The 13,558-nt window shown below is 67.3% G+C and carries 19 protein-coding genes; 5 read left to right on the forward strand and 14 right to left on the reverse strand.

All coding sequences use genetic code 11. From position 1 onward, the window contains the following. Positions 1 to 263 precede the first annotated feature (263 nt). The 10 genes from ACIQTT_RS01755 to ACIQTT_RS01800 all read right to left on the reverse strand — a co-directional run bounded on the left by ACIQTT_RS01755 (position 264) and on the right by ACIQTT_RS01800 (position 5,246). Positions 264 to 401, reverse strand: a complete 138-nt coding sequence (locus ACIQTT_RS01755) for a hypothetical protein (RefSeq protein ID WP_402785163.1) — start codon at positions 399 to 401, stop codon at positions 264 to 266. Beyond that, a complete protein-coding gene (locus ACIQTT_RS01760) occupies positions 401 to 1,621 on the reverse strand; it encodes a phage major capsid protein (protein ID WP_402785166.1) in 1,221 nt (406 codons plus the stop codon). The genes ACIQTT_RS01755 and ACIQTT_RS01760 overlap by 1 nt, the downstream gene beginning before the upstream one ends. Positions 1,622 to 1,821: 200 nt before the next feature. Further along, positions 1,822 to 2,193, reverse strand: a complete 372-nt coding sequence (locus ACIQTT_RS01765) for a hypothetical protein (RefSeq protein ID WP_402785169.1) — start codon at positions 2,191 to 2,193, stop codon at positions 1,822 to 1,824. Further along, positions 2,190 to 2,426 carry a hypothetical protein gene (locus ACIQTT_RS01770; protein WP_402785172.1) on the reverse strand — a complete coding sequence of 79 codons (237 nt, stop codon included), beginning with the start codon at positions 2,424 to 2,426 and terminating at the stop codon, positions 2,190 to 2,192. Before ACIQTT_RS01770 ends, ACIQTT_RS01765 begins: the two co-directional genes overlap by 4 nt. Then, complete coding sequence (locus ACIQTT_RS01775) at positions 2,416 to 3,069, reverse strand: hypothetical protein (protein WP_402785175.1); 654 nt, start codon at positions 3,067 to 3,069, stop codon at positions 2,416 to 2,418. Before ACIQTT_RS01775 ends, ACIQTT_RS01770 begins: the two co-directional genes overlap by 11 nt. A gap of 440 nt (positions 3,070 to 3,509) precedes the next feature. Further along, a complete protein-coding gene (locus tag ACIQTT_RS01780) occupies positions 3,510 to 3,806 on the reverse strand; it encodes a helix-turn-helix domain-containing protein (protein WP_402785178.1) in 297 nt (98 codons plus the stop codon). Between the two features lie 3 nt (positions 3,807 to 3,809). Then, positions 3,810 to 3,995, reverse strand: coding sequence for a hypothetical protein (locus tag ACIQTT_RS01785; protein WP_402785181.1), 186 nt, complete (start codon positions 3,993 to 3,995; stop codon positions 3,810 to 3,812). Continuing rightward, on the reverse strand, positions 3,992 to 4,219 hold the full coding sequence (locus tag ACIQTT_RS01790) for a helix-turn-helix transcriptional regulator (RefSeq protein ID WP_402785184.1): 228 nt from the start codon (positions 4,217 to 4,219) through the stop codon (positions 3,992 to 3,994). The genes ACIQTT_RS01785 and ACIQTT_RS01790 overlap by 4 nt, the downstream gene beginning before the upstream one ends. Next, the gene (locus tag ACIQTT_RS01795; protein ID WP_402785187.1) at positions 4,216 to 4,971 is read right to left on the reverse strand and encodes a hypothetical protein; all 756 of its coding nucleotides are present in this window, start codon (positions 4,969 to 4,971) and stop codon (positions 4,216 to 4,218) included. The genes ACIQTT_RS01790 and ACIQTT_RS01795 overlap by 4 nt, the downstream gene beginning before the upstream one ends. 83 nt (positions 4,972 to 5,054) lie before the next feature. Then, entirely contained in the window at positions 5,055 to 5,246 is a 192-nt protein-coding gene (locus ACIQTT_RS01800) for a helix-turn-helix transcriptional regulator (RefSeq protein ID WP_402785190.1), read from the reverse strand. A gap of 144 nt (positions 5,247 to 5,390) precedes the next feature. Here ACIQTT_RS01800 and ACIQTT_RS01805 point away from each other — a divergent pair, with 144 nt between their 5' ends. Next, a complete protein-coding gene (locus ACIQTT_RS01805; RefSeq protein ID WP_402785193.1) occupies positions 5,391 to 5,882 on the forward strand; it encodes a helix-turn-helix domain-containing protein in 492 nt (163 codons plus the stop codon). Beyond that, on the forward strand, positions 5,882 to 6,949 hold the full coding sequence (locus ACIQTT_RS01810) for a tyrosine-type recombinase/integrase (RefSeq protein ID WP_402785195.1): 1,068 nt from the start codon (positions 5,882 to 5,884) through the stop codon (positions 6,947 to 6,949). The genes ACIQTT_RS01805 and ACIQTT_RS01810 overlap by 1 nt, the downstream gene beginning before the upstream one ends. Here the strand turns inward: ACIQTT_RS01810 and ACIQTT_RS01815 are convergent. Further along, the gene (locus tag ACIQTT_RS01815) at positions 6,933 to 7,328 is read right to left on the reverse strand and encodes a hypothetical protein (RefSeq protein WP_402785198.1); all 396 of its coding nucleotides are present in this window, start codon (positions 7,326 to 7,328) and stop codon (positions 6,933 to 6,935) included. The genes ACIQTT_RS01810 and ACIQTT_RS01815 overlap by 17 nt on opposite strands. Before the next feature lie 121 nt (positions 7,329 to 7,449). Beyond that, the gene (gene glnA / locus ACIQTT_RS01820) at positions 7,450 to 8,874 is read right to left on the reverse strand and encodes a type I glutamate--ammonia ligase (RefSeq protein WP_247622350.1); all 1,425 of its coding nucleotides are present in this window, start codon (positions 8,872 to 8,874) and stop codon (positions 7,450 to 7,452) included. A 143-nt stretch (positions 8,875 to 9,017) separates the two neighbouring features. Here glnA and ACIQTT_RS01825 point away from each other — a divergent pair, with 143 nt between their 5' ends. Beyond that, positions 9,018 to 9,449, forward strand: a complete 432-nt coding sequence (locus tag ACIQTT_RS01825) for an RDD family protein (RefSeq protein WP_402785201.1) — start codon at positions 9,018 to 9,020, stop codon at positions 9,447 to 9,449. A 4-nt stretch (positions 9,450 to 9,453) separates the two neighbouring features. Here ACIQTT_RS01825 and ACIQTT_RS01830 read toward each other — a convergent pair whose 3' ends face one another. Further along, entirely contained in the window at positions 9,454 to 9,933 is a 480-nt protein-coding gene (locus ACIQTT_RS01830; RefSeq protein ID WP_402785204.1) for an ATP-dependent zinc protease, read from the reverse strand. Between the two features lie 25 nt (positions 9,934 to 9,958). Here ACIQTT_RS01830 and ACIQTT_RS01835 point away from each other — a divergent pair, with 25 nt between their 5' ends. Then, the gene (locus tag ACIQTT_RS01835; protein ID WP_247622353.1) at positions 9,959 to 11,146 is read left to right on the forward strand and encodes a RimK family alpha-L-glutamate ligase; all 1,188 of its coding nucleotides are present in this window, start codon (positions 9,959 to 9,961) and stop codon (positions 11,144 to 11,146) included. 61 nt (positions 11,147 to 11,207) lie between these two features. Here the strand turns inward: ACIQTT_RS01835 and ACIQTT_RS01840 are convergent, their stop codons facing one another. Then, positions 11,208 to 11,915 carry a DUF4191 family protein gene (locus ACIQTT_RS01840; protein WP_402785208.1) on the reverse strand — a complete coding sequence of 236 codons (708 nt, stop codon included), beginning with the start codon at positions 11,913 to 11,915 and terminating at the stop codon, positions 11,208 to 11,210. A 168-nt stretch (positions 11,916 to 12,083) separates the two neighbouring features. On the opposite strand from ACIQTT_RS01840, the gene ACIQTT_RS01845 reads away from it, so the two are divergent. Then, complete coding sequence (locus ACIQTT_RS01845; protein ID WP_402785210.1) at positions 12,084 to 13,556, forward strand: hypothetical protein; 1,473 nt, start codon at positions 12,084 to 12,086, stop codon at positions 13,554 to 13,556. Positions 13,557 to 13,558: the final 2 nt, after the last annotated feature.

Raw genomic sequence — 13,558 nt, forward strand, 5'->3', positions numbered from 1 at the left:
TGATTCCGGCCCACATCGGCTGCGGCGGCCCCAACCTGCAGGTGCTACACCCCTGGTAGAAAAAGGACGCCAAACGCGGGGAGAGAGGAAGCCCGCCGCGCGGGAGGTGGGCCGAGTTGAGGGTCCTGGAGATGTGAACGCCCCTACCGGGTGGCATGGGTGAGGCCCCGTGCGACTTGGTGTGCACGGGGCCTCGGGTGCGGACGCTCACCACAGACGTCCGCGGTTCCGCTGGTGGCCTGAAGGAACCACTGGCGGAGGTATCAGGTGAGGGTGACCGAGAGTCCTCGGACCTGCATGTCGGTCATGTGGAAGGTGACCTCGGACGGCGTGAGTGTGGTGCTCGTGCCGTCGGCGTATGTCACCGTGATGGACGTGACGCTCGGAGTCTCGATGTCCATCAGGCTGCGAGGTCGACCTTGGTGAGAGCGGCCGGCTGCAGGAACTGGAACACGCCGCGCGTCTCTCCACGTGCTCGCAGCAGGTTGCGCTCGTACAAGTCCAGCAGCGTCGTGGCCATCTCGGTCGTCGGCTCACCGTCGGGCTCTTCCGGGGGCACGACGACCTCGACCTGGGTCTCGTAGACACCCTTGTCAGTCATGGTCATCTCGACCGGGCCGCGGCGGCGGAAGACGATGGACTTCCAGTCGCCGACCCAGGCGCTACCCTTATCGACCTCGGGCGACACGACCACGGGGACGTCCCAGAGGAACCGGCCCCGGCGATCGCCGAGCAGCGGGGTCGTGAGAGGGCGGTCGTTCGCGTCCTCCGCGAGCTCGACCTCGGTCCAGTCGTCAGGGTGCAGTGCGATGCCGTTGGCGATGACGCCAGCCGTCTCGAGGCTGCCGAGCGCGAGGCGGATGGACCGGAACATGTTCCCGCTGAACGCCTGCGTGTTCGTGCCGACGAGGGTGTCCAGGCCGCGGGCGGTCGCGCCGCTCTCGGTCACACCGCCGTTAATCATGAGTTCCTGCAGCGCGACGGTGAGCCCGTAGGCGAGTTCCACTGACAGCCACGGCTCGAGCTGGGCGAAGTCCTGCAGCCACTGCTTGCGGATCGGCTCCGTCAGGTGCGCGACGGTCGACAGCTCCCACGGCACGGACTCGAGCTCGTAGGAGCTCGTCGGCTTCTTCTCACCGCCCGCGACCGTAGTCGCGTTGTTGTCGCGCGTCGTCTGCCGCAAGTACGCGCCCGATGGGTCGGCATCCGAGGTGTCGTAGCTGATCAGCGACAGGAGCGAGAGCGCCGGCTTGGGCTCCGCGACGAGGGGCGCGCTGTAGTCGATCGTGACCGTCTGACCCGGCACAAGCGCCTTGGTCGACAGCTGCTCGGCGACCTGCGACCTGAACGCGGCCGCAAACCCGGCGGCACGCTCAGCCCGGCTGCCGCCCTGCGGGGAAACGTCGGTCATGCCCTTCGAGACGCGGTCGGCCGCGCTGAACGCGTCCTTGAGCGCGGCGGTGGCCTCTTCCTGCGCCTTGATCTTCGACTGGACGGCGTCGATCTCCGACTTCAGGTCGGGGATGCGTGCGACGTCGGCCTCGGTGAGGTCGTTCGCTGACTTCTTGCTGAGCGCGTTGGCCTCTGCGAGCAGGGCCGCGAGCTGTGCCTTGAGATTCACGTGCGTTCTCCATCTGGTGGAGTCGCGGCACGTCGGCCGCGACTGAATGCGAGCCACCACGCAGATAGCGAGTGGCTGGCTTTCAGTACCGCTGCCCCTTCAGATCGGGACAGACACCGGTCGGCCTGAGACGAGGATACGACGAAACGGCCGGCCCGTGGGATAGACACACCCTCAGACCGGCCGCAGCGGCTTGGCGGTCAGCCGAGCGCTTCGTCCACGATGACGCGGGCCCGCTGCAACGCGAGAGCCTCCCGCCAGTCGACGCCCGCTGCATCCGCGAACACCAGGGCGCATGCCCCGATCGCTTCGAGCAGTCGACCAGGAACACCGGGCGCCGCGGTGACGCCGACGCCGACAGCGTCGATCTGCGTGCGGTCACCGTCCTCGATCGCGCCAAGCAGCAGCACGGCGATATCGACGAGTTCAGCGTCAGTGACACGCTGCGACGCGACCGCCTCGCCCTCGTCGATCGCCCGCAGGGTATCCTCGGCGAGCCGCTGTAGCTGCCGCCCCTTCCGCTGTTTCGCGGCCGCGGCGATCAGATGCCGGATCGGTTCTTCCGCACTCATGTCCTCGACCTCGCCTTCGCCTCGTCGGCCCACTTCTGCAGCTGGTCCTGCCAGTTCTCGATGAGCCATTCGGCCCCGAAGTGATCGCCTGCGCGATGCCGAGCCTGGATCCGCGTAAGCAACTGCCTGGCGCTCTTCGCCTTGATGCGTTGCCGCTCGGCCGCCGCAAGCGCGTTCTTCAACTCCGACCGCAGCCGCGCGATCTGCCGGTCATCGCTGGCCTCAGGCAGCACGGTAGAGCTTTCCGCTGGACGGATCGACCAGGACCGCCTTCGCGCCCGTGGGTGCGCCGGTCGGCAGCGTGTCGAGAACGATCGTCGGTGCTGAGATCCTCGCCTGAGCCGTCGTCACCGAGATCGCTGCACCGGTCGCGCGCAGCCACGCCGTCAGCGTGTTCACCGAGATGTCGGCGGAGCCGCCCGGGAGAAGCCCGATTGCCGACGTCCCGCCGGTGAGCCCGACCGCCAGCTTCGCGCCGTTCGACAACACCAGCTCACCGTTCTCGAGCCAGGCGGAGCCCACGGTCACCCTGTTCGGCGCGACCGTCACGTTTCCGGCGGTGACCTTCCCGCCGCCTGTCAGACTGACGTTGCCCTGCTGCGTCGTGTTGCCGGTCTGCGTGACATTCCCAGTGATGGTGCCGGGGCCTTCCAGTTTCCACGGCCCCACCCACCGAAACTCGCCCTCGCCGACGAGTTGACCGATGACCTGCAGCGTGCCGCCGGAGTCGATCAGCAGAAGTCCGCCGATGAAGGTCATGCGGCCCTTGGTGATGGAGCTGCTCTCGAGGTTGGCACCCGATTCGAGGCGCTCGATGCGCCGGACAATCCTTCTCATCCAGTCGTAGCCGCCATCGCCTTTCACGTTACGAGCCATGATTCCTTCTTTCTGCCGCGATGGCGGCTTTCTGTCCTACCGGCAACGGATGCCGGTTGCTCCTCATTGGGCGGATCCGCCCACTCGACCGGGCGGCGTCCTCGTGAGTCACCTCAGGACGCGACCCCGTCAGACCATCCCGGATCCGGGCGCCGGCACGATCGAGTGCCCACCTCGACGGCTCGCCCTCATCAGCCAGCGCCGCCGGGAGGCGGCAAGACCGTGCGCAGCTACCTGAGGCGACCTCACCCTGAGCCTGCTCGCCGCAGGGGCATCGAGCCGCAAGCGGCCCGATCCGCGATGAGCATCTGTGAACCAGGATCTGGAGCACGGTAGAGCGGCTGACGTGAGTAGTTACTACCTTCGACGTAACTGGGTTACCCGTGACGCTCGCGCAGTTACGCACCCGTGAGTTGCCCATAACTCCCCGGAGATACGGGTCACCCAGTTGCCCGTAAGTAGGGCTGGATCGTAAGGCGATACCGTGCACTTCGACGCGGCCCTCCCGCATCGAGGATCTCGACGAGGCCTTTCTCGATGAGAGGTCGGATCGCCTTACGGACCCCCGGCTCCGACATGCCAGCCTCACGAGCAAGGGTCTCTTGCGACGGCCAGGCTTCGTTGTCGACGTTCGCGTGATCGGCGAGCACGAGCAGCACGATGCTGGACCCTGAACGGAGTCGGTGCTCTGTGAGGGCGCCGCTCCGGATGATCTGCCGAATCGATGTGCGAGCCACACGTCACACACCCCCTTCGCGTTCGCGGAACTCTTCGTCCACGGTCGACGGGCGCCGGATCAGTCGCTCGGAGCCTGTGGATGCCTCGAGTAGCCGCATGGCGATGCGCCGAGCCTCCGCCGCGGTCATCGGCTCGTCCTGTTGGACGGTGATGCCGCCCGCCTCGACGATCACTGACGGGCTAGTCACGACTGCTCCGTCGTGTTCGTCCGGGATGCCTCTACCCACGCCCGGACATCAGCCTCGGCGTAGATGACGACCCTGCCTTTCGCTCCGGTCGGCTTGAAGTACGCCGGCCCCTTCCCACGCTTCCGCAGCTCCTGCAGATTCGCGGGGGTGAGCCCGGGCACCAGCTCGCACACCTGCTCGGGCGAGAGGTAGACATTCGGTCGGCCGGTCTTGGGAACACTCATGACTGCACGACCGCTTCTTCGAGCACGGGGATCGCGGCCATCAACGATGCGGCAAGCGAGCGCATTTCCACGAGCCCGCCGATCTCCTCGCACATGTTCCCGGCCTTCACGAGCACGTCAGGCGTGTCGCGGTCGAAGCTCAGGCGACCGTCCTCGACGACGCCCGCGAGGGAGATCGTCACAGCGCCGATCACCCGCTCGTAGAGGACGCTGATCTCGGACGGGTAGCCCTCCCACTCGATCGCCATCGACTCAGCCCACTCGGGCTTCGACGCGCGCACCTCGGGGTGCGCAGCGAGCCACTCTTCCTTCGCGACGCGATCCCGGCGCCGCGCCTCCTCCGGGGTCACCATCTCGACGAACCTCTCACCGTCGACCTCGACTGGCGCGCTGGGGATCATGTAGCCGAGGCTGATGACGAGCAGGTCGCCGATCCGGATCGCGCTGTTCGGAGTGCTCTTCCAGTACTGCATGACGTTCGTCGGCAAGGCGGCGACCTCCGTGCACCAAGCGGGGCCATCGGGGAGAGGCACCTTCCGCCCCTCGGCATCGAGCGGGAGCGCCGTGTGGATGAGCCCGTTGAGCTCGTAGCGCTCGCCCAGCCAGGCCGCGGGTTTGATGACAGCGGCCGGGATAGCCTGCCAAAGCACGTCGCCTTCCTCGAGGTCGATGCACGGAACACTGCCGGAGTCGATGAGGTGCAGCGCCGCGGCTACTGCAGCGGAGGGATAGGTAGGGGTAGTCTCGGTCACGATCGGTTCTCCTTTGGATGGGACGGACGGGATCTCGCCCTCGGTGGCCGTTCCAGCGGCCCCGGGGGCATTCTCATGAGCGGTCATGCTGTGGCCTCCGTCGCTTCGAAGGCCTGCTCGATGAATGCCTCGACCTCGGACTCTCGGAAGCAGATGCGGCCGGCGATTTTCGCGTGCTTCGGGGCAGTGCCCTGCTGGATCATCCAGCGAAGTTGCCCTTCGCTGCGCCCGAGGCGGTCAGCCACCTCCCGGATGAACAGGATCTTGTCTGCCATGATGTCTCCATTTCTCCTATATCGCCCATTGCGAGCGGTATAGGACAATGGTGTGTAGTCCAGTTGTGTTTGTCAAGTAGAGCCTCTAGATTCGCTTGTATGGCTAATGATCGAGTTCGAGGGAACGACATCGGAGCGACCGGTATGACGGTCGCGGAGAACATCGCGCGAATCCGCAAGAGCCAGCAGCTGAGCCTGCAGGACGTTGAAGACAAGCTCACCGCGCTCGGCCGTCGGATCAGCTTCTCTGGGCTGAGCAAGATCGAACGCGGGCAGAAGCGCGTGGACGTCGACGATCTGATGAGCATCGCGATTGCTCTCGACGTCACTCCCAACGCGCTCTTGCTACCTCTCGCCGACCCCGACACCACAGTCGAGGTGTCGGGGGCAAAGGGGAGCCTCGGGCTCTTCTGGGAGTGGGCTTCGGCCGAGCGAACCCCTTTCGGTCGCGACCAGCGTTCCTTCCTGGCGCGCTCTCTGCCTCACTGGATGGATGCTCCCGGCCCCGGCCTTACATGGTTCGGTCGCATCACCCTGTCGATGGGTGTCGGTGGGGCGGATCCCGAGCCTATCGAGACCCATGATTTCGCAGCGAAGACGAACGCGGACGTCGACTGGGAGCGGACGCGCCCCTGATGGCCTCGGTCAAGCAGCGCCCGGACGGCGTCTGGCGCGCCCGCTACCGCGACGAAACCGGCCGGGAGTACTCCGCGCACCGGAAGACGAAGCGGGAGGCTCAGGCGTGGCTAGATGAGCGCACAGCCGAGCTCGTCGGTGGGACGCACCTCGCGCCGGCGAAAGCGCGCGTCACGGTCGGGGAGTGGGCTGAGACGTGGCTCCGCGGGTACGAGCGCCACCGTGCATCCACGGTGCGCCAGGCGCGCGTGCACGTCCGCGTGATCGTCGAAGACCTCGGCTCGCGACCGCTGCGCGACGTGCGCCCCTCGGAAGTGCGGCAGTGGGTCGTTCAGCTCGCCGCCCGCGACTACGCGCCGTCTTACGTCTACGCCCTCCACCGGCGCCTCTCGCAGCTGTTCGCGGATGCGCAGCACGACGGCCTCGTGGCGAAGAACCCATGCTCGAGGCGCACGTCACCGGCGGCGCCGAAGCAGCGCCCGTATGTCGCGACGACGGATCAGGTGTGGGCGCTCCACGACGCCCTGCCCGAGCACTTCCGGCCCGTCGTGCTCCTCGGTGCGTTCGCCGGCCTCCGGGTCGCGGAGATCGCCGCGCTGCGCGTCGAGGACGTCGATTTCATGCGCGGGGTCATCACGCCCGTGATCCAGTACCCGGCCGAGCCGCTGAAGACCGAGATCTCGAAGACGCCGATCCCGATCCCTCCGGATCTCGCCGTCATGCTCAACGCGAATCCTGTGCACTGGGGGAGCAGCACGATCGTCGTAGGAGCGTTCGGGAGGCCCGTCGCGCCGTACACCATCGAAACGGCGTTCAAGGACGCGAGAGGGGTCGTGGCGGGCTTGCCCGAGGGCTTCCGTATCCACGACCTCCGCCACTACTTCGCGAGCCTCCTGATCGCCGCGGGGCTCGACATCAAGACCGTCCAGGCGCGCCTACGCCACGCGTCCGCGAAGACGACGCTCGACACGTACGGGCACATGTGGCCCGACCGCGACGAGTCCTCAAGGGCAGCGGTTGTCGCCGCCCTCAGGAGCACGCCAGCCGCGCCTAAGGCTGTACGTTGACCGGGTCAGCGCGGAAAGCCGCCAGCTGCGCGCTGTAGTCCTGAACGCGTCCCGTGCCAGCGACCACTTCGTCGATGCGCGACCTCAGCTGGTCTGCCCATCCGTTGAAACGCGAGACGAGAGTGCTCAGCGGCTGACGGTCGAAGGCGTTGCGACTCCGGTCGGCCGCGGCGCGCTTGTTCAGGCTCGCAGCGGTCAGCAACACACTACCCGCGTAGTGCTCGGCGTCGAGCCACTTGCGGGCGCTGGGGTCGGTCACCTCGCGTTCGATCGCGGACTTCAGCGCTCGAAGATCAGCGATAGGAGCGTCGGTTCCGACGGCGACCTCGGTGAGTGTCAAGTGGGCAGCGATGCCGCGGACTTCTGAGAGATTCGACATGCTCCCGACAGTACCCGTGGAGACATGCGGAAAGCCCGCCCCAGCCGGATGCTGAGACGGGCTCTCTCTGAGATTCTGCGGACTCCCTGCGGACTAACCCCTGGAATCCCGCGGGATCTGGCTACACTCCGAAGTACAGCTCGTATTCGAACGGGTGCGGGCGCTGCGCCATCGGGAGGATCTCGTTCTCGTACTTGTACGAGATCCAGGTCTCGATGAGCTCCTTGGTGAACACGCCGCCCTCGAGGAGGAACTGGTGGTCGGCCGCGAGAGCGTCGAGCGAGTCGAGCAGCGAGTTCGGCACCTGCGGGATGCCCTTGGCCTCCTCGGGCGGAAGCTCGTAGAGGTCCTTGTCGACGGGCTCGTGCGGCTCGGTGCGGTTCTTGATGCCGTCGAGGCCGGCCATGAGCTGCGCGGCGAAGGCCAGGTACGGGTTGCCCGAGGCATCCGGTGCACGGAACTCGATGCGCTTGGCCTTGGGGTTGGAACCGGTGATCGGGATGCGGATCGCGGCGGAGCGGTTGCCGGCCGAGTAGACCAGGTTGACCGGAGCCTCGAAGCCCTTGACCAGACGGTGGTAGCTGTTCAGGGTCGGGTTGGTGAAGGCGAGCAGGGCCGGCGCGTGCGCCAGGATGCCACCGATGTACCAACGCGCGATGTCGCTGAGCTGGCCGTAGCCCGCCTCGTCGTAGAACAGCGGCTTGCCGTCGTTCCAGAGCGACTGGTGCGTGTGCATGCCGGAGCCGTTGTCGCCGTAGAGCGGCTTGGGCATGAAGGTCGCGACCTTGCCCCACTCGTTGGCGGTGTTCTTCACGATGTACTTGAACTTCAGGATGTCGTCGGCCGCGTGCACCATCGTGTCGAAGCGGTAGTTGATCTCCTGCTGGCCCGCGGTGCCCACCTCGTGGTGCGAGCGCTCGAGGATGAAGCCGGCATCGATCAGCTTGAGCGTGATGTCGTCGCGCAGGTCGGCCGTCTTGTCGACCGGGCTGACGGGGAAGTAGCCGCCCTTGTACGGGGTCTTGTTGGCGAGGTTTCCGCCTTCTTCCTCGCGACCGGTGTTCCACGCGGCCTCTTCGGAGTCGACCTTGTAGAAGCTCTCGCCGGCGGTGACGGAGTAACGCACGTCGTCGAAGATGTAGAACTCGGCCTCGGGGGCGAAGAACGCGGTGTCGGCGATGCCGGTGGAGGCGAGGTACTTCTCGGCCTTCTTCGCGACCTGGCGCGGGTCCTTCGAATAGATCTCACCCGTGCGCGGGTTGTAGATGTCGAAGATCATCACGAGGGTGCTCGCCTCGCGGAAGGGGTCGATGTACGCGGTGGTGACATCGGGGATGAGCTGCATGTCGGACTCGTGGATGCTGGCGAAGCCGCGGATCGAGGAGCCGTCGAACAGCTGGCCCTCGGTGAAGAACGCCTCGTCTACCGTCGATGCAGGAATGTTGAAGTGCTGCTGCACACCCGGGAGATCGGTGAAACGGATGTCAAGGAACTTGACGTCGTTCTCCTTGATGTAGCTCAGAACCTCGGACGAATCTTTGAACATGTACGACTCCTGTAAGACGGATCGATGGCTTCGGGGCCACTCGCAGAGTACGGTCGGGGGATTTCTCCACGGTATCGACTTTGTTTCGAGCGTGTTACAGCGCCTCGCCGGTCGGAGCGCATATCGGCCCTCGGTAGGCTGGGATGGTGACGGATGCTGTGAACGCTTACCCCGGTGAACGCCTCGGACTGCCCGCGTCGGGCGCGGGGAGCATCGGCCGCCTCGGACGACGCATCGGGGCGCTCCTGATCGACTATGTCGCGGCGACGATCATCGCCACCGCGTTCCTGGGGTTCGACCAGTTCGCGCTCCCGGCGGAGGCAGGCCTCAGCCAGTTCGGTCCGATGGCCGTGTTCGCCCTGCTGCAGATACTCTTCATCCCGACGGCCGGGGGAAGCCCCGGGCACCGCATCCTCGGGATGCGTGTGGTGCGCCTCGACGGCGGTTGGGTGGGCCTGTGGCGTCCGATCGTGCGCACGGCGCTGCTCGTCGTCGTGATCCCCGCGGTGATCTTCGATTCCGACCAGCGCGGACTCCACGACAAGGTCGTGGGCACGGTGCTGATCCGGACCTGAGCGGTCAGATGCGGCCGCGGTTCCGGCGACGCGCTTCACGCGGCGCCCGGCCCCCGAGGAATGATCGGGCGGGGTCGACCGAGAACCCCTGCCGGAGCGCCTCCCGGCCGATGAGCATGCGGAAGCCCATCTCGTCGCGGTTGCTCAGCGTGACCTCGGCCAGCACCTCGCGGTCGACCAGACGGATGAGGAGCTCCACCACCAGGCGCTCCTGTGCGTGGCCGGACGAGCTGCGCACCGCGCGGCGATCGTGCACGGGGGACTCGACGACGACGGCATCCGCTTGGCTGTCCTGCCACGGCTTCACCTTGAATCTGACCCACGGCGCGCCGTCCTGCTCGAACTCGTGGATGTCGAACGCGTGAAGCGACGAGGTGCGTGCACCCGTGTCGATCTTGGCCTTGAGCCAGTCCACGCCGAGATCGGGCAGGCTCACCCATTCTCGCCACCCCGTAAAAGTGTTTGAATGGGATGTCTTCGTCACCCGACCATCCTGGCAGGAAATCTTCGTGAAGCTCGCAGTGCTCTCCCGTGCGCCACAGGCGTACTCCACCCAGCGCCTCCGTGCCGCCGCGCTTCAGCGCGGGCACAACGTCAAGGTACTGAACACGTTGCGCTTCGCGATCGATCTCACCGCCGATGAACCCGATCTCCACTACCGGGGGCGCCAGCTCAGCGATTACGACGCGATCCTGCCGCGCATCGGCAACTCGATCACGTACTTCGGCACCGCCGTCGTGCGGCAGTTCGAGCAGATGGACGTCTACACGCCCAACACGGCCAATGGCATCTCCAGCGCGCGCGACAAGCTGCGCGCGAACCAGATCCTCTCCCGTCACAACATCGCGATGCCGCCGACGGCCTTCGTGCGAAACCGCGCCGACGTGCGTCCGGCCATCGAACGCGTCGGCGGGGCGCCCGTCGTCATCAAGCTCCTCGAGGGCACGCAGGGGATCGGCGTGATCCTCGCCCCGCAGGTGAAGGTGGCGGAGGCCATCATCGAGACCCTGCACTCGACGAAGCAGAACGTGCTGATCCAGAAGTTCATCGCCGAGAGCCGGGGACGCGACATCCGCGCCCTCGTCGTCGGCGACCGCGTCGTCGCGGCGATGCGTCGTTCGGCCGCGGGTGACGAGTTCCGATCGAACGTCCACCGTGGCGGATCGGTCGAGGCGGTCGAGCTCGACCCCGTGTACGAGCGCGCGGCCGTCCGCTCCGCGCAGATCATGGGCCTGCGCGTGGCCGGTGTCGACATGCTCGAGGGCGACGACGGGCCCCTGGTGATGGAGGTGAACTCGTCCCCGGGCCTCCAGGGGATCGAGACGGCCACCAAGCTCGACGTCGCCGGCGCGATCATCGACTACATCGCGGGGCAGGTGGCCTTCCCCGAGATCGATGTGCGCCAGCGCCTCACGGTGTCGACCGGGTACGGTGTCGCCGAGCTCATGGTGCACGGTGCCGTCGACCTCGTGGGCAAAACGCTGGGCGAGGCCGGCCTGTGGGAGCGCGACATCACGGTGCTCACGCTGCACCGCGGGGTCACGGTGATCCCCAATCCGCGCAAGCACGTGGTGCTGGAGGCCGACGATCGTCTGTTCTGCTTCGGGAAGCTCGACGAGATGCGATCGATGGTTCCCGAGCGTCGTCGCCGGCGCGCCAAGGTGCGGCGCCTGCCCCGTCAGCCCCTGTCGGAATGAGAGAAGCGCGGCCGTCCCCGAGGGGAACGGCCGCGCTTCGTCCTTCTCCGGTTGTCGGTGCTCAGCGCGGACGCTGGGCGCGGACCTTGGTCGGGTCGATCCCCTTCGGGATCGGCAGCGACGACAGCGACTGCGAGACCGATTCGATGCGGCGGATGACGGCGGCCATCGTGGCCTTGTCGATCGCCTTCGGGAGCTTCTTGATCGTCTTGGCGAGGTCCGAGATCGTGACCTCGTCGTCACCGTGTCCGACGTAGAGCACCGTCACGGGAACGCCGTTGGCCACGCGCTGCGCCTTGCTGCGCTCTTCGTTGATCAGGCGGGTGAGGCGTCCGCGCGCGCCCTCGCCGACGACGACGATGCCGCCGCGGCCGACCGCGCGGTAGACGGCCTCCTGGGTCTTGGGGTTGATGCCGACCGGGGTGTCGGATGCCTGCCAGCGGCGTCCCAGGCTGGTGCTGATGACGTGGCCGGTGGCGCCGGGCATGCCGTCGATCTTCGTGTACATCGCCGAGGTCGACAGGCGCGTCATGAGGAACATCGCGGCGAGGACGCCGAGCATGAGTCCGGTGATGCCCCAGAGCAGGAGCGTCCACCACTGCAGCGGCGGGATCAGGTAGCCGACGACGAGTCCGATGAGGATGCCGCCGATGAGGATCGCGAGCTGCGCCCAGGGCAGCCAGGGGTAGGCCTCCTTGGTGAACCTGAAGAGGGACTTGATCTGGGAGAAGAACCCAGGACGCTTCTCGGGTTCGGGAGTCTTTGCCATAGGGACAAGCCTACCGAGTCCGCGGTGCCGCTGATGCCCTCGTTCGCGCCGAGCGGAGCGCCCGGGGGCGGCATCGACCACTCCTGCACGGACCGCCGATCGAGCGGATCCATCCCCATCGGCCCCTTTCACGCTCCTCGGCCCCACCGTTGCGCTGTCATAGGGGGCATGACAGATGACGCACTCGGCACCTCGACGCCACCGCTCGTGCCGGAGGCGCACCGCGTCGTCCGCGCGCTCGATGCGGCGGAGACGCCGTACGGCGGTCTGCTCGTCACCCGTGGGGAGGGTGTGGCGGTGCAGATCGATGCCGGGACTCTGGCGGGCTGGACGGGGTGGGGTTTCGCCGGCGCGGAGCACATCGCCGCACCGCTCGACGTGGTTCGGCGTCGTGACGGTCACGACGTGCTGCTGCCGTGGTGCACCGAGCGGGTGGCGAGCCTGCTCGCTCGTCGACACGTCGTCGACGAGCATCTGTCGCTCGGGGAATGCAGCACGCTCGTGGCGAGCGTGCTGCGCGGGATCGACGAACTCGGGGAGCCGGGTGCACGCGAGAGCGGCACCTGGTGGGTCACCGGGGAGGGACGCCCCGTGTTCGTCATCGGGGAGGGGGAGACGGCATGCGCGGCAGCGGCGCGCGTGGTCGAGCTCGTCGCGGAGGGGTGCCGCGACCGCGGGATGGGCCGCGTCCTCGCCCAGGTGCAGATGGGGCTGCATCTGAGCGAGGACCAGCCGCGCGTGCCGCAACGTCGGATCGAGGAGTGGGAGGAGGCTCTCCTGCAGATCGCGGCACCACGCCCGTTGCGGTGCGACGTGCTCACGCCCGAGCTCGCGCGAGACGTCGCCCGAGCGGCGAACGCCCGCCCGAGTGAGCGGCAGGCACTGGGGCGCCGAGGAATCGCGGGAACCGGGTCGGTGGAGTCGCGTCGGGCGAGAGGGGCGGAGCGGCCCAGCCTCGTCGGTGAGGCGCTCGGAGCGCTCCGGGGGAGTGTCGCGGAGGCGGTGCGGCGCGTCGCTCGTGCGTTAACGACTCGAGACCCACGGTCTTCAGTCGGACGCTCGGCCTCTCCGTCAGCGATTGGTGCACGGAATCGAACCGATGAGCGCGTCGCGCCCCGTTCACGACGTCGGAGCCTTCTGATCGCCGCTGCGGCGGCGGTTGCGGTGCTGGCGGGCGGCCTGCTGTGGCCCGCGGGCGAGTCGGGGGAGGCCGCCGAAGGGCACGGCGCTCCGTCTCGGACGGCGCCCGAGAGCGCGACGGCCACGGAACCGGCGACCGCCGACGAGACGGCGGGGGCTCCGAGCCAGACGCATACTGCCGAAGATCTCGGAACGAGTACCCCCGCGTCCGACGAGACGGCGGTCACGGCGGCGGCACCGCTGCTCATCGGAGCAGCCGCCTGCGTCGAAGCCGGGGCCCGATCGTGTCCGGAGGTGATCGCCGAGGGGTCGACGGTCGATGTCGTGGAGCTGGGCGAGATCGCCGGCGCCGAACCCGCGATCACTCCGGTCGACGAGTACGGCGACGTCGCGGTGATCCGTGTGGAGTCGCCGGCGGCACCGCACATTCTCGTTCTCGTGCGGATGAACGAGAAATGGCTGGTCCGCGACGTGTACGACGTCGCGGACCAGCCATCATGAGG

The organism is Microbacterium sp. NPDC090225 (assembly GCF_044772365.1).
In the GTDB taxonomy this organism is placed as follows: domain Bacteria; phylum Actinomycetota; class Actinomycetes; order Actinomycetales; family Microbacteriaceae; genus Microbacterium.

Bases quoted from the DNA above. Each gene is read 5' to 3' on its own strand.
- ACIQTT_RS01755 (WP_402785163.1), bottom strand. From the start codon at position 401: ATGGACATCGAGACTCCGAGCGTCACGTCCATCACGGTGACATACGCC.
- ACIQTT_RS01765 (WP_402785169.1), bottom strand. From the start codon at position 2,193: ATGAGTGCGGAAGAACCGATCCGGCATCTGATCGCCGCGGCCGCGAAA.
- ACIQTT_RS01775 (WP_402785175.1), bottom strand. From the start codon at position 3,069: ATGGCTCGTAACGTGAAAGGCGATGGCGGCTACGACTGGATGAGAAGG.
- ACIQTT_RS01790 (WP_402785184.1), bottom strand. From the start codon at position 4,219: ATGAGTGTTCCCAAGACCGGCCGACCGAATGTCTACCTCTCGCCCGAG.
- ACIQTT_RS01800 (WP_402785190.1), bottom strand. From the start codon at position 5,246: ATGGCAGACAAGATCCTGTTCATCCGGGAGGTGGCTGACCGCCTCGGG.
- ACIQTT_RS01805 (WP_402785193.1), top strand. From the start codon at position 5,391: ATGACGGTCGCGGAGAACATCGCGCGAATCCGCAAGAGCCAGCAGCTG.
- ACIQTT_RS01810 (WP_402785195.1), top strand. From the start codon at position 5,882: ATGGCCTCGGTCAAGCAGCGCCCGGACGGCGTCTGGCGCGCCCGCTAC.
- ACIQTT_RS01815 (WP_402785198.1), bottom strand. From the start codon at position 7,328: ATGTCGAATCTCTCAGAAGTCCGCGGCATCGCTGCCCACTTGACACTC.
- glnA (WP_247622350.1), bottom strand. From the start codon at position 8,874: ATGTTCAAAGATTCGTCCGAGGTTCTGAGCTACATCAAGGAGAACGAC.
- ACIQTT_RS01825 (WP_402785201.1), top strand. From the start codon at position 9,018: ATGGTGACGGATGCTGTGAACGCTTACCCCGGTGAACGCCTCGGACTG.
- ACIQTT_RS01840 (WP_402785208.1), bottom strand. From the start codon at position 11,915: ATGGCAAAGACTCCCGAACCCGAGAAGCGTCCTGGGTTCTTCTCCCAG.
- ACIQTT_RS01845 (WP_402785210.1), top strand. From the start codon at position 12,084: ATGACAGATGACGCACTCGGCACCTCGACGCCACCGCTCGTGCCGGAG.